At 52.1% G+C, this 12,163-nt stretch carries 13 protein-coding genes; 9 read left to right on the top strand and 4 right to left on the bottom strand.

Going from position 1 to position 12,163, the window contains the following annotated elements; all coding sequences use genetic code 11:
- Positions 1-85 precede the first annotated feature (85 nt).
- The 4 genes from rpsP to rplS all read left to right on the top strand — a co-directional run bounded on the left by rpsP (position 86) and on the right by rplS (position 2,311).
- Positions 86-340 carry a 30S ribosomal protein S16 gene (gene rpsP / locus HKT17_RS11065; RefSeq protein ID WP_105029926.1) on the top strand — a complete coding sequence of 85 codons (255 nt, stop codon included), beginning with the start codon at positions 86-88 and terminating at the stop codon, positions 338-340.
- 163 nt (positions 341-503) lie between these two features.
- A complete protein-coding gene (gene rimM / locus HKT17_RS11060) occupies positions 504-1,070 on the top strand; it encodes a ribosome maturation factor RimM (RefSeq protein WP_171100094.1) in 567 nt (188 codons plus the stop codon).
- Complete coding sequence (gene trmD / locus HKT17_RS11055) at positions 1,070-1,810, top strand: tRNA (guanosine(37)-N1)-methyltransferase TrmD (RefSeq protein ID WP_171100092.1); 741 nt, start codon at positions 1,070-1,072, stop codon at positions 1,808-1,810. The genes rimM and trmD overlap by 1 nt, the downstream gene beginning before the upstream one ends.
- A gap of 120 nt (positions 1,811-1,930) precedes the next feature.
- Entirely contained in the window at positions 1,931-2,311 is a 381-nt protein-coding gene (rplS, locus tag HKT17_RS11050; protein WP_171100089.1) for a 50S ribosomal protein L19, read from the top strand.
- Between the two features lie 128 nt (positions 2,312-2,439).
- Here the strand turns inward: rplS and recG are convergent, their stop codons facing one another.
- The gene (gene recG / locus HKT17_RS11045) at positions 2,440-4,551 is read right to left on the bottom strand and encodes an ATP-dependent DNA helicase RecG (RefSeq protein ID WP_205882423.1); all 2,112 of its coding nucleotides are present in this window, start codon (positions 4,549-4,551) and stop codon (positions 2,440-2,442) included.
- 21 nt (positions 4,552-4,572) lie between these two features.
- Positions 4,573-4,956 (bottom strand): RidA family protein, encoded by a 384-nt coding sequence (locus tag HKT17_RS11040; RefSeq protein WP_105029638.1) that lies wholly within the window; start codon positions 4,954-4,956, stop codon positions 4,573-4,575.
- 133 nt (positions 4,957-5,089) lie between these two features.
- Here HKT17_RS11040 and HKT17_RS11035 point away from each other — a divergent pair, with 133 nt between their 5' ends.
- The 3 genes from HKT17_RS11035 (at position 5,090) to ubiA (ending at position 8,968) form a co-directional block, all read left to right on the top strand.
- Positions 5,090-7,075, top strand: a complete 1,986-nt coding sequence (locus HKT17_RS11035; protein WP_171100087.1) for an APC family permease — start codon at positions 5,090-5,092, stop codon at positions 7,073-7,075.
- An 81-nt stretch (positions 7,076-7,156) separates the two neighbouring features.
- Positions 7,157-8,101 (top strand): LysR substrate-binding domain-containing protein, encoded by a 945-nt coding sequence (locus HKT17_RS11030; protein WP_171100085.1) that lies wholly within the window; start codon positions 7,157-7,159, stop codon positions 8,099-8,101.
- Positions 8,102-8,104: 3 nt separating this feature from the next.
- Entirely contained in the window at positions 8,105-8,968 is an 864-nt protein-coding gene (ubiA, locus tag HKT17_RS11025) for a 4-hydroxybenzoate octaprenyltransferase (protein WP_171100083.1), read from the top strand.
- 29 nt (positions 8,969-8,997) lie between these two features.
- Here the strand turns inward: ubiA and proC are convergent, their stop codons facing one another.
- A complete protein-coding gene (gene proC, locus HKT17_RS11020; RefSeq protein ID WP_171100082.1) occupies positions 8,998-9,804 on the bottom strand; it encodes a pyrroline-5-carboxylate reductase in 807 nt (268 codons plus the stop codon).
- A gap of 15 nt (positions 9,805-9,819) precedes the next feature.
- On the bottom strand, positions 9,820-10,533 hold the full coding sequence (locus tag HKT17_RS11015) for a YggS family pyridoxal phosphate-dependent enzyme (protein ID WP_171100080.1): 714 nt from the start codon (positions 10,531-10,533) through the stop codon (positions 9,820-9,822).
- Positions 10,534-10,572: 39 nt separating this feature from the next.
- On the opposite strand from HKT17_RS11015, the gene HKT17_RS11010 reads away from it, so the two are divergent.
- Positions 10,573-11,607 carry a type IV pilus twitching motility protein PilT gene (locus HKT17_RS11010; protein WP_105029633.1) on the top strand — a complete coding sequence of 345 codons (1,035 nt, stop codon included), beginning with the start codon at positions 10,573-10,575 and terminating at the stop codon, positions 11,605-11,607.
- A gap of 57 nt (positions 11,608-11,664) precedes the next feature.
- The gene (locus tag HKT17_RS11005) at positions 11,665-12,153 is read left to right on the top strand and encodes a glutathione peroxidase (protein ID WP_105029632.1); all 489 of its coding nucleotides are present in this window, start codon (positions 11,665-11,667) and stop codon (positions 12,151-12,153) included.
- Positions 12,154-12,163 lie beyond the last annotated feature (10 nt).

Below are 12,163 nucleotides of genomic sequence, written 5' to 3'. Positions count from 1 at the left end.
GATTTCGTGTGTCGAAATCCCAATGATTCATTCGTTTGCAGTGGCCAAGGTTTGTGCTGCAGGCACTAATTTAATAGAGGAAATTATGGTCGTCATTCGACTCGCACGTGGTGGTTCTAAAAAGCGCCCATTTTATAGCCTGGTGGCTGCTGATTCACGCAACCGTCGCGATGGCCGTTTCATCGAGCGCATTGGTTTTTACAACCCGGTAGCCCCTGCCGGCTCTGAAGGCCTGCGCATTGCCATGGATCGCCTGACCTACTGGAAAAGCGTTGGTGCACAATGCTCTTCTACAGTAGAACGCCTGGTTGGTGAATACAACGCCAAGCAAGCAGCTTAATCAAGCTGCTAAATCCTGCAAGCTTTAACACCGGCGAGTTTGATCCGGTTAATTTTGGAACAAACGCAGGTCGAAAAGCAGGTTGTTACACAAAGTCCGTGGATGCTACGTTCGCGGACTTTTGCTTTTGGTTTTGTGGTTTGCCCATTTTTGGACACCGAGCATGAATGTACCCGACGATTTGGTAGAACTGGGGCGAATTGGTGAACCCTACGGTCTGAAGGGCTGGGTCAATGTGTTGCCTTCATCTGAAGAGCCGGATGTCTTGTTGAAAAGCAAGCAATGGTGGGTTTCACGTTTGCCAGCTTCTGAAGGCGCGGCTGTGCGTCGCACAGCACAGCCGAAATTCGAAGACCTGGTATTTGAGTCGTTTCGTGTTTTGCAAAGCAAGCCGCACTCCAGTCGAATTGTTGCGCACCTTGAGGGTATAGAGCAGCCCGAACTGGCTGCCCAGTTCAAGGGGCGTCGGGTTTATGTATCTCGCGCACGCTTTCCCGCACCCGCTGAAGGTGAATACTACTGGGTCGATTTGGTCGGATGCCAGGTAAGCAATCTGGAAGGTAATGTGTTGGGCACAGTCACTCAGGTTGTTGACCATGGGGCTCACCCCATTTTGTCTGTCAAGGGTGATGCTGAGCAGGACATGCTGATTCCATTTGTTGCCGCTTATATTGTGAATGTGGACACGCAGGCCAAACAGATTCAAGCCGATTGGCAGGAAGATTATTGATGCCGGGCCCTCGCTTTGATGTGATCACCCTTTTTCCTGACCAGTTTCCGAGTTTGGTTGAGTTGGGTGTGGTGGGCAGGGCCTTGAAAAAGCAGTTGTTTGAACTGAACTGCTGGAATCCCCGCGATTTCACAGATGACCCCCATCGCACCATTGACGACAGGCCATACGGCGGTGGCCCGGGCATGGTGATGCTGGCGGAGCCCTTGGTGCGTTGCGTCAAGGCGATTCGCGAAGCGCGCGGTGACAGTGCACCTTTGGTTTTTTTAACACCGCATGGTCCGTTGTTGAAACAGGAAAACATTCGGGCTTTCAGCGACCAAGGTGCGGGCGCAATTTTACTGTGCGGCCGTTACGAGGGCGTGGACCAACGCTTTATCGACGAGTATGTTGAACAAACTTACTGTTTGGGTGACTTTGTACTTTCCGGTGGTGAGCTGGCTGTGGCCTGCTTTGTTGACGCTTGGGTACGTTTGCTGCCCGATGTGTTGAACCATGCCTTGTCGGCCACCCAAGATTCATTTGAGGCGGGTTTACTGGATTGCCCGCACTACACTCGCCCGGAAGTTTTTGAAAATAAAGCAGTTCCGGACGTGCTTTTGTCTGGAAATCATGCCAAAATAGAGAGTTGGCGTTTTGAGCAAGCGAAAGTTTACACAGAACGCTTTCGACCTGAATTGCTGGGTAACCCTGATTCTGATTCAAACAATCAAACAGGCAAGGCTGGCAAGAAGGTTTAGGTTGGTGGATTGCTCGTATTCAATTTACAGGCAGACACCTTTTAATTTTTTCATCCTCTGGCGGTGCATACTCAATTCATTGAGTCAAAAAAGCCCGTGAATGATGACCTGGAGCTATCAATGAATTTGATTCAACAACTTGAGCAAGAAGAAATTGCTCGCTTGGCTAAAGAAATTCCCGAGTTCGCCCCCGGCGATACCGTAATCGTGAGTGTTCGCGTCATCGAAGGCACACGTTCACGCCTGCAGGCTTACGAAGGTGTGGTCATCGCCCGTCGTAACCGTGGTTTGAATTCGTCTTTTATCGTTCGCAAGATTTCATCTGGCGAAGGCGTAGAGCGTACATTCCAGCTTTATTCACCTTCCATCGAAAAGATTGAAGTGAAGCGTCGCGGTGATGTTCGTCGCGCCAAGCTGTACTACCTGCGTGATCGTTCAGGCAAGTCCGCACGTATCAAGGAAAAGTTGCCCAACCGTGTGAACAAGCAATCTGTTGAATAAGCATTTGATTGTCACTCGCCTTGGTGGCATACCCTGGCTAAAACATAGCCAGGTAAAACAAAAAGCCAGTTCACAAAGAACTGGCTTTTTGTTTTCTACACGCCTACCCACGCATGTTTAGCTGATTTTTAACTCAACCACCAAGGTGTTTCTTCAATCCACCGTTGTATGTGTCGGCGTGTGTTCTCTGCATCTGCTGGCATTTGTTGAGCCAAGGTTCTCGCCAATTCCAGCAAGTCTTTGTCGGTCAATGGGTCGGCGTAGCGCATCATCGGCAAACCCGATTGCCTCTTGCCCAGTAACTCGCCAGGGCCTCGAATTTCAAGGTCTTTTTCAGCCAGATAAAATCCATCGTCGCTTTCGTGCATGGCTTTCAAGCGCAACTTGGAGGTGTTTGATAAAGGCCCGCCATAGAGCAGCACGCACACACTTTGCACGCTGCCTCGCCCCACGCGTCCACGCAGTTGGTGAAGCTGTGCCAAGCCAAAACGTTCAGCTTGGTCGATCACCATCAGGCTGGCATTGCCCACATCTACACCCACTTCAATCACTGTAGTGGACACCAGCAAATCAAGTTCACCTGCTGCAAATGCAGCCATGGTGGCTTGCTTCAGTTTGGCGTCTTGTTTGCCGTGTAGCAGACCAATTCGCCTGGTGGGAAGTTGTTCGCACAGGTCGGTGTAGGTGGCTTGTGCCGCCTGTAAGTCGAGTGTTTCGCTTTCTTCGATCAGTGGGCACACCCAATACACTTGCTGGCCTTTGTCAATTTCACCTTCAATGGCTGAAATGAGTTGCTCCCGTTTTTTCTGGGAAAAAAGTTTGGTGATGATGGGTTTTCTGCCGGGTGGTTTTTCATCGAGGTTGGACACCGCAAGGTCGGATAAATAGGTTTGCGCCAGTGTCCGTGGAATGGGTGTTGCACTCATCATGAGTTGGTGGGCCAAGTGCCCATTACTTGCCTTGGCAATGAGCGACAGGCGTTGGGCCACGCCAAAGCGGTGCTGTTCATCGACTACAACCAGTGCCAGTGCATGGAACTCGACATGGTCTTGAACCAGGGCATGTGTGCCAATGACGACGTCGATTTCTCCCGTAGCAAGTGCACTCAGGGTGCGGTCTTTTTCGCTTTTTTTCATGGCACCCTGAAGTTTCGCGCAGCGCACGCCCACCGCTTCAAACAATGGCGTTAGCTTGTGGTGATGCTGTGCTGCCAACACTTCGGTAGGGGCCAGAATCGCAGCCTGTTTTCCGTTCTCGATGGCTCGCAAACAGGCCAACGCAGCCACCAGTGTTTTGCCACTTCCCACGTCGCCCTGAAGCAAACGTTGCATGGGATAGGGGTTGGCGAGGTCTTCGAAAATTTCCTGGCAGGCTCGTTCCTGAGCGCCTGTCAGTTTGAAAGGCAGTTGGGCCATGAACTGCCGGACCAAGCTGGTTTTTGAGGTTTTCAAGGCTTTCAGCGGACTTGCTTTTTCCTGGGTGCGCTGTTGGCGGTATTCACGAAGCAACAGTTGTTGGGCCAGAAGTTCATCTACCTTCACACGTGTCCAGGCAGGATGGGTGCGCAAATTCAGGTCATAGAGTTCTTCGGGTTTGGCCTGGCCATGCAAGGTTTGCAGGGCAGTTGACCAAGATAGCAACTTGTATTTTTTGCACAGCTTGGTGGGCAAGGTATCGATGAAACAAGCTGCCGGCAGCTTTTTCATCCAGCGGTGCCAGTCGCTTTGTTTCAATTGCCCGGTACTGGGGTAAACCGGTTCCAAAACAGCGTTGGCGCTTGTTGGCTGGATTTTTGGATTGAGTGTTTGGTCAAGGGATCCGGGCGGGGCAATTTTCACGGTGGGGTGCACCATCTCGAATGTGCCGTAGCCTTGCCGGATTTGACCGCTGATTTGAATTCGGGTGCCTTCGCTGAGTTTTTGCTGCAGCCCGGGGTAGAAATGAAGCCAACGCAATAGCAAGCTGGTGTCGCCGTCTTCAACCCAAACCCGCAGTTGTTTGCGTGGGTGGTATTGCACTTCAGTGCCAACCACAGTGGCCAGCAAGTTCACCTTTTGCCCAAGCCGAAGTGAGTCCATGGCCGTGATCGAGGCCTTGTCTTCAAAACGAAGTGGCAGGTGCAAGGCCAGTCCCATCCAGTGCGGGGCTGTCAGCAGGCTGCCCACCGCGTCTGCAACAGACACGGGCAGCGGCAGCAGCTCCTCGAAGCAGGTTGGTTGTTGGGGGGCTGCTGCGGTCAAGTGTTTGACTTGAGTAGGCTGTTACAGGGCCAAAATGGCTTCAACTTCAAAACGTGCACCCTTGGGCAGGCTGGCCACCCCCACCGTAGACCGGGCGGGGAATGGGGCAGATACGTACTCTTGCATGATGGCGTTGACTTGGGCGAATTCACTGAGGTCGGTCAGAAACAAGGTGAATTTCACCACGTTGGCCAGGCTGCCGCCTGCCTCTTCGGCCACTGCTTTCAAGTTGCTGAATGCCTGGCGTGCCTGCTCTTCGGTGCCGGGGCCGACCAAGTCGCCGGTGGCGGGGTTCAGGCCAATTTGGCCCGAGGTGAATACGAGGTTACCGAGCTTGATGGCTTGGCTGTACGGGCCGATTGCGGCGGGGGCTTTGGAGGTGGAAACAACTGTAGCTTGTGTCATTTTGAGTGCAGTTAATGTTTGGGTAAATGGATCTAAATTCGCTCAGTTGCCATGATAACGCCGAGAGGTGCATTGTGTTGCTCATGGGGACGGTATACCATACTCGACTTGTTTGTTGCGCTGCAATGTACGCATGAGTCAACCCCCGAAGTCAGGCAAGGCCAACGCCACGCTTGGTCAACAATCTGCTGTGCCACGCTCGACGTCAACGTCCCTTGCCGCGGATGAACGCGATGATATTTTCTCCGAGAAATACGCGTGGGTTGCAGTAGGGGCCTGTGGTCTGGCGTCAGTGGCTTTCGGCCCTGAAGAGTCATTCAAGGCACTGGGCGAATCGCGCCATTTGCTGTTGTTTTTGGGCTTGTTGACAGCCCTGTCCATTCTCCTCGTTTCTCTCACCTATTTCCGTGTCACCGAGCTTTTCCCGAAAGGCGGTGGCGGCTATGCCATGGCCACCAATTTGCTTGGCCCAAAAGTGGGTTTGATTGCGGGTGCAGCACTCTTGGTGGACTATGTGTTGATGGTGGCCTTGGGCATCAGCGCATCAACCCACTTGATGTTCAGCTTTTTGCCGCCGTATTTTTACGAGTACCGCGTGTGGGTTTCAATGGCCTTGATGCTTGCCTTGATGAATTTCCACATTCAGGGGCGGCACTTGAACCTGAAACCTTTCAAGTACCTGTTTGTGGCTTTTCTGTTAACTCATCTGGTTTTTATTCTGGTGGGTTTCTCGGATCACTTTCAGGACATTGGCGGGGTTGTAAAACGCAGCATTGAAACCACCGAGTCCGATTTAAGTACCTTGGGATGGTTGCCGGTGTTGGCAATTTTTGCACGCGGATTTTTTCTGGGTGGTGGCACATACACCGGTATTGAGGCCGCCTCCGATACGGTGCAGTTAAGCCGCTACCGGCAAAGCAGCGAGAACCGCAGAAAAATGCTGGCCTATGTCGCCTGTGCCCTGGCCTTTGCTGCCGCAAGTCTTGCAGCCTTGTATTCACTGTGGGACGTGAACCTTGAACCCACCATGGCTTTGAATGGCGTGCTGTTTGAAAGGGTATTCACCGACCTTGGCTGGGACTGGCCGTACGTTATTTTGGGTTTGCTGGTGATGCTGGGCCTTGAAACGGCAGTGCTGTTGCTGGCTGCCCATGTGGCATTTGCGGTGGGGCCGCGGGTGTTGTCGACCATGGCGATTGATTCCTGGTTGCCCCACCAGTTTCGTTATTTGTCCAACCGTTTTGTGACCAAGAACGGCATCATGCTGATGGGTGGTTTGGCCTTGGTGGCTATTTACCTGAGCGATGCGAATGTGGACTTGTTGGTGGTGCTGTTTTCCATCAATGTGTTTATTGTATTCAGCCTGTCCATGTTGGGGCTGTGCGTTTACTGGCTTAAAAATCGCCATGAGAAACGTTTCATCAAAGGCATTTTGTCGGCCTCGCTCGGCTTTGCTGTTTCCGCATCCATTTTGTTGGGCACCATCATTACCCAGTTTTTTCAGGGTGGATGGATCACCATGCTGATCACCACGGTGGTGGTGTTGGTGTGCTTGTGGGTGCGCAACCACTACCGGGACACCAAGGAAAAAATCGCGAAGATAGATGAGGTGTTTGCCATGGCGCAATATGGCTCGGCACATTCGCCACCCGAGTTGATTCCTGATGGCAACACGGCGGTATTCATTGTGGGCAATAGCCGCGGGGGTGGCTTGCATGCTTTGCTTTGGGTGCAGCGCATGTTTCCCAACCACTTTCAGAATTTTGTGTTCATGAATGCTCGCACTGTTGATTCCAAGGCTTACGGAGGACGAGAGGCGCTGGAGGCCATGCGTGTGGATGCGTCAGTTTCTTTGAATTACTTTGTTAATTTTTGCCGCAGCCATGGCTTGCGCGCCAAGAGCTACCTTTCGTTTGGAACGGATGCGGTTGAAGAGTTGACGAACTTGGCGAAAGTAGTGGCCGATAATCACCCCAACGCAATTTTCTTCACCAGCAAACTCGTATTTGAAAATGAAAATATTCTGACCCGCTTTTTGCACAACCAGGCTGCGTTGGAACTTCAACGCCGTTTGCACAATGCAGGCCAGCAAATGGTGATTTTGCCCATGCGGCTTTAGGGTTTACAACAAAAGATCTGTTGCTTGATAGGGCCGTGTTTGCAATAATAATTACACTCGCAGTTTTGATAGCAAAATTAAATGACCCTCACCGAACTCAAGTACATAGTCGCTTTGGCCCGCGAAAAGCATTTCGGCCGCGCCGCGGACGCCTGTTTTGTCAGCCAGCCCACCTTGTCTGTGGCCATCAAAAAACTGGAAGAAGAACTGAGTGTGTCCCTGTTTGAAAGGGGTTCCAACGAGGTGTCGTTGACACCAGTGGGTGAGCGCATTGTGGTTCAGGCGCAGCGTGTGCTTGAAGAGGCTTCTGCCATCAAGAGCATTGCACAGCAGGGGATGGACCCGTTGGCAGGCCCGCTTCGGGTCGGTGTCATTTACACGATTGGCCCCTATTTGTTGCCAGGCCTGGTTTCCAGCATGATTCAGCGTGTGCCTTCCATGCCGCTGGTGTTGCAAGAAAATTTCACGGTGCGCCTGCTTGAGTTGTTGAAACAGGGCGAAATCGATGTGGCGGTGTTGGCCTTGCCGATCAATGAATCGGGTTTTGTGATTCAGCCTTTGTATGATGAGCCCTTCATGGTGGCTTTGCCGAAGTCTCACCGTTGGGCCAACGAAAAAGCGATCAAGTCCGATGACCTTCGCACCGAGAACATGCTGTTGCTCGGCACTGGGCACTGTTTCAGGGACCAGGTGTTGGGTGTGTGCCCGGAACTGTCCCGATTCTCGCAATCGTCAGAAGGCATTCAACGTACTTTCGAGGGAAGTTCACTAGAGACGATTCGCCACATGGTTGCCTCGGGTGTGGGGATTACCGTGTTGCCCTCAAGTTCTGTGCCTAACCCCGTTCCCAAGGAAAGTTTGTTGACTTATATTCCGCTGGCCGACGACGACACGCGCCGCACGGTTGCGCTGGTGTGGCGAAAAAGTTTTGGGCGGCGTGAGGCCTTAGAGGCTTTGCGCGATGCAATCATGGAATGCGACCTGAATGGTGTTGAGTTTCTGGATGCACCTCAAATGGTGCGTTAATCGATGGTTGTTCTGAGTAAGGCGCGCCTGCGAGACTATTACTTGCTTCTGCGTTTGGATAAGCCCATCGGGATTTTGCTGTTGATGTGGCCCACGTTGTGGGGCTTGTGGATGGCGGCCGAAGGCACGCCACCCTGGCATGTGCTGCTGATATTTATCGCTGGCGTGGTGTTAATGCGATCCGCGGGTTGTGCGATTAACGATTATGCAGATCGCGATATTGATCTGCATGTGGAGCGAACCCGCAACAGGCCTTTGACCAGTGGCCGGATTGGTGAAAAAGAGGCCCTCTCGCTGGCCGCTGGCTTGGCTGTTTTGGCTTTGCTGATTACTTTACCTCTCGGTTGGTCTGTCATTTTGATGAGCATTCCCGCCGCTTTTTTGGCGGGCAGCTACCCGTTTACCAAACGCTTTTTTCCCATGCCTCAAGCCTACCTTGGCATTGCCTTTGGTTTTTCGATTCCAATGGCATTTGTCGCGGTGCAGGGCAGTGTGCCCCTGCACGCTTGGCTTGTCTTTGTAGCCAATGTATTTTGGACGGTGGCTTACGACACAGAATACGCCTTGGTCGACAAGCCCGATGATTTGAAACTCAATATTAAAACCGCTGCAATTACCCTGGGCCGATATGATGTAGCGGGCATTGTGGTGTGTTATGCAGCCAGCCTTTTGATTTGGGCGTGGGTGGCCAGTTCACTGGGCTTTGGCCCAGCTTTTTGGTTAGGTTGGGTGTGCGCTGTGGGTATTGCTGTGTACCACTTCATGCTGATCCGCAATCGCGACCGTGCGCTGTGCTTCAAGGCATTTCTACACAACAACTGGTTGGGCGCAGCATTGTTTGCAGGTTTGGTACTGGAGTTTCTTTAAGCGCGGCCAGCGCGTGGTTTGGTGTTGACTTAGCTGACACCCTTTTGTAGTTCGACGGCACGTTCACATGCGGATTTGGCTGCGCTAACGATGGCTTCCTGCACGCCACGCGCGCGCAACTGTTCAAGACCGGCAAAGGTGGTGCCTCCTTTGCTCGTGACTTTCTCCCGCAGGGTAGCAAACGAATCATTGGACTGCCTGGCCAGTGTGGCGGCGCCCAAAAAAGTTTGGCTCACCAGTAAGTTGGCTTGTGCCTCGTTGAATCCCAGGTTTTTCGCGGCCATGGCCAAGGCTTCCATCATGAAAAAAACATAGCCAGGACCACTGCCTGAAATGGCTGTTACCGCGTTGATTTCATCTTCTTGGTTCAGCACCAGAACTTCACCACAGCTACTGAAAATTTGCTGGGCAATACTGCGATCTTCTGCAGAACAATTCGCGGTGAAAAACAGGCCTGAGATACCCTGCGAGACCAAGGCGGGGGTGTTGGGCATGCAGCGCACCACGCGTGCATCGTTCTGCTGGCTCCAGTCCCGTATTTGAGCCACGCTGACACCCGCGGCAATGCTGACCATCAACACCTGTTTCAAATGGGCTGCCTGGCTGTTCAGTACGCTTTGCATCAATTGAGGTTTTACGGCGAGCACCACGATTGCCGGGGTGAAGTTGCTCGGCCAATCGGTGGTGCACTGAATATTCAAAGTGGACATTTTTGAGGCTGCTTCCGGGCTGGGATCAATCACATGAAATGTGCTGGCAGGTATGCCACTGCCAATCAATCCGCCAAGAATGGCAAATGCCATGTTGCCGCCGCCAATGAATAGAGTGTTCTGCATAGTGATTCCGTGTGTTTATTTTGAATAGTCGCGTGCACCAAACAGGGCTGAACCCACGCGCACGCAGCTTGAGCCGCATTCAATCGCCAACTCCAGGTCTGCGGACATGCCCATTGAAAGCGTGTCCAGGCTCAGGCCGTTTGAATTGAGCGAATCGAAAACCGACTTACATTCTAAAAATTCAGATTTCAATTGATCGGTGTTGTCTGTGTTGCTGGGAATGGTCATGAGGCCGCGCAACGCCATGTTTTTCATGCCATGAATTTGATGGCACAAGTCAATCGCGAGCGCTGGACTGAGGCCGGATTTGCTGTCTTCGCCCGAGGTATTGATTTGTACCAGCACATTCAAGGGTGGGAGGTTTTCTGGGCGTTGATCTGACAAGCGTTGCGCAATTTTCAAGCGGTCAACGCTGTGCACCCAGGAGAAGTTTTCTGCAATTGGTTTGGTTTTATTGCTTTGTATGGGCCCGATGAAATGCCATTCAAGGTTGGCATTCATTGTTTGCGCATTGGGGTGATCAGCCAGCTGGGTGATTTTGTCCAGCGCTTCCTGCAGGTAATTTTCACCAAAGGCTGTTTGCCCGCAGCTGTAAAACTCAAGGATATCGCTCAAGGGAAAAGTTTTACTGACCGCTAGCAGCTTGACCGCTGAACCCGGTCGACCCGCTTTGTGGCATGCGGCTGTGATTCGGTTTTGAATTTCAGCCAATTGTGTGGCTCGGCTCATGGTGCATCAATTCAATGCTTAAAGGGAGATTATAGCCACATGACACTAACCGAGTTGTTAACCTGGGCTGTTGAAGAGCATGCATCGGATTTGCATTTGTCGGCAGACATGCCACCGATGATCCGTGTAAACGGTGAAATGCGCAAACTGAGTGAATCTGTGTTGGGACACCGTGAGATTTATCGACTGATTCAGGGGTCGATGACAGAAGCGCAATGGCAAGGCTGGGAACAGTCGCATGAATGTGATTACAGTTTTTCAGTGGATGGTTTGTCGCGTTTTCGTGTGAATGCATTCATGCAGAGCAGGGGTGCATCGGCGGCATTTCGGGTGGTGCCCAGCCGAGTAAAAACGCTGGAGGAACTGGAGGCACCCGCCGTGTTCCGTCAAATTGCGCGTGAACCCAATGGTCTGGTACTGGTTACCGGTCCCACCGGCTCGGGCAAAAGTACCACCTTGGCAGCGATGGTGGATGATGTAAACCGCAACCAGAAGGCGCATATTCTGACCATTGAGGACCCGATTGAATTTACGCACACACCGATGAACTGTGTGATTAACCAACGCGAGTTGGGTGAGCACACCCATTCATTTGGTGCAGCTTTGCGTTCTGCCCTGCGAGAGGACCCAGATGTAATTCTGGTTGGCGAAATGCGTGATCTTGAAACCATTCAACTGGCCTTGACTGCAGCTGAAACCGGGCACCTGGTTTTTGCCACCTTGCACACTTCCTCTGCACCCAAAACCATTGACCGTATTATTGATGCATTCCCATCGGCTGACAAAAGCATGGTGCGCGCCATGTTGTCGGAATCGCTGCGTGCCGTAATTTGTCAAACCCTGCTGAAAAAGCAGGGGGGCGGGCGAGTTGCTGCGCATGAAATCATGATGGCCACGCCGCCGATTCGAAATTTGATTCGTGAAGGCAAGGTGGCGCAAATGTTGTCGTCCATTCAAACGGGTTCGCAGCATGGCATGCAGACCATGGAGCAGGCGGTGCAACGGCTTTTGATGACTGGAAGGATTACTCGAGAAGTGGCGATGAGTGTGATTTCGGGCTCGAACCAGCCTTGAGCAATTTGGGTTTGCAGGTAAACTTGCTTTTCAACAAACCCTTGAGAGGCAATTCCCATGGCAAGCAATGTGTACGAGTTTTCAAGCAAAACCCTCGACGGTAAGCCGCTGAGCCTCGCGGATTTTCAAGGCAAGGTTCTGTTGATTGTGAACACGGCCAGCAAGTGTGGTTTCACGCCGCAGTACGAAGGTTTGCAGGAACTGCACAAAGAATTGGGCCAGAAGGGCTTGGTGATTATCGGTTTTCCCTGCAATCAGTTCGGGGGCCAAGAACCGGGTACTGAAGAGGTAATTGCCAGCTTTTGCCAGAAGAATTACGGCGTTGATTTTTTGATGGCAGAGAAGGTGGATGTAAAAGGCAGCGATGCCCATCCATTGTTCAAATACCTGACTTCGCAAGCCAAGGGCATTTTGGGCACCGAGGCCATCAAGTGGAATTTCACCAAGTTTTTGGTTCGCAAAAATGGTGAGGTGTATGACCGTTACGCCCCCACCACCAAGCCTGCAGATTTAAAAGCGGATATCGCCAAGTTGTTGGCAGAGTAATTTCAGCTTT

This window comes from Limnobacter sp. SAORIC-580, from assembly GCF_013004065.1.
GTDB lineage: Bacteria > Pseudomonadota > Gammaproteobacteria > Burkholderiales > Burkholderiaceae_B > Limnobacter > Limnobacter profundi.
This window is presented reverse-complemented; position numbering and strand designations above follow the sequence as displayed.

Excerpts from the sequence above, each read along its gene's own strand:
- ubiA (WP_171100083.1), top strand. The coding sequence starts at position 8,105 with ATGGTTGTTCTGAGTAAGGCGCGCCTGCGAGACTATTACTTGCTTCTG.
- rplS (WP_171100089.1), top strand. The coding sequence starts at position 1,931 with ATGAATTTGATTCAACAACTTGAGCAAGAAGAAATTGCTCGCTTGGCT.
- proC (WP_171100082.1), bottom strand. The coding sequence starts at position 9,804 with ATGCAGAACACTCTATTCATTGGCGGCGGCAACATGGCATTTGCCATT.
- HKT17_RS11030 (WP_171100085.1), top strand. The coding sequence starts at position 7,157 with ATGACCCTCACCGAACTCAAGTACATAGTCGCTTTGGCCCGCGAAAAG.
- HKT17_RS11035 (WP_171100087.1), top strand. The coding sequence starts at position 5,090 with ATGAGTCAACCCCCGAAGTCAGGCAAGGCCAACGCCACGCTTGGTCAA.
- trmD (WP_171100092.1), top strand. The coding sequence starts at position 1,070 with ATGCCGGGCCCTCGCTTTGATGTGATCACCCTTTTTCCTGACCAGTTT.
- rpsP (WP_105029926.1), top strand. The coding sequence starts at position 86 with ATGGTCGTCATTCGACTCGCACGTGGTGGTTCTAAAAAGCGCCCATTT.
- HKT17_RS11015 (WP_171100080.1), bottom strand. The coding sequence starts at position 10,533 with ATGAGCCGAGCCACACAATTGGCTGAAATTCAAAACCGAATCACAGCC.
- rimM (WP_171100094.1), top strand. The coding sequence starts at position 504 with ATGAATGTACCCGACGATTTGGTAGAACTGGGGCGAATTGGTGAACCC.
- HKT17_RS11040 (WP_105029638.1), bottom strand. The coding sequence starts at position 4,956 with ATGACACAAGCTACAGTTGTTTCCACCTCCAAAGCCCCCGCCGCAATC.
- HKT17_RS11010 (WP_105029633.1), top strand. The coding sequence starts at position 10,573 with ATGACACTAACCGAGTTGTTAACCTGGGCTGTTGAAGAGCATGCATCG.
- HKT17_RS11005 (WP_105029632.1), top strand. The coding sequence starts at position 11,665 with ATGGCAAGCAATGTGTACGAGTTTTCAAGCAAAACCCTCGACGGTAAG.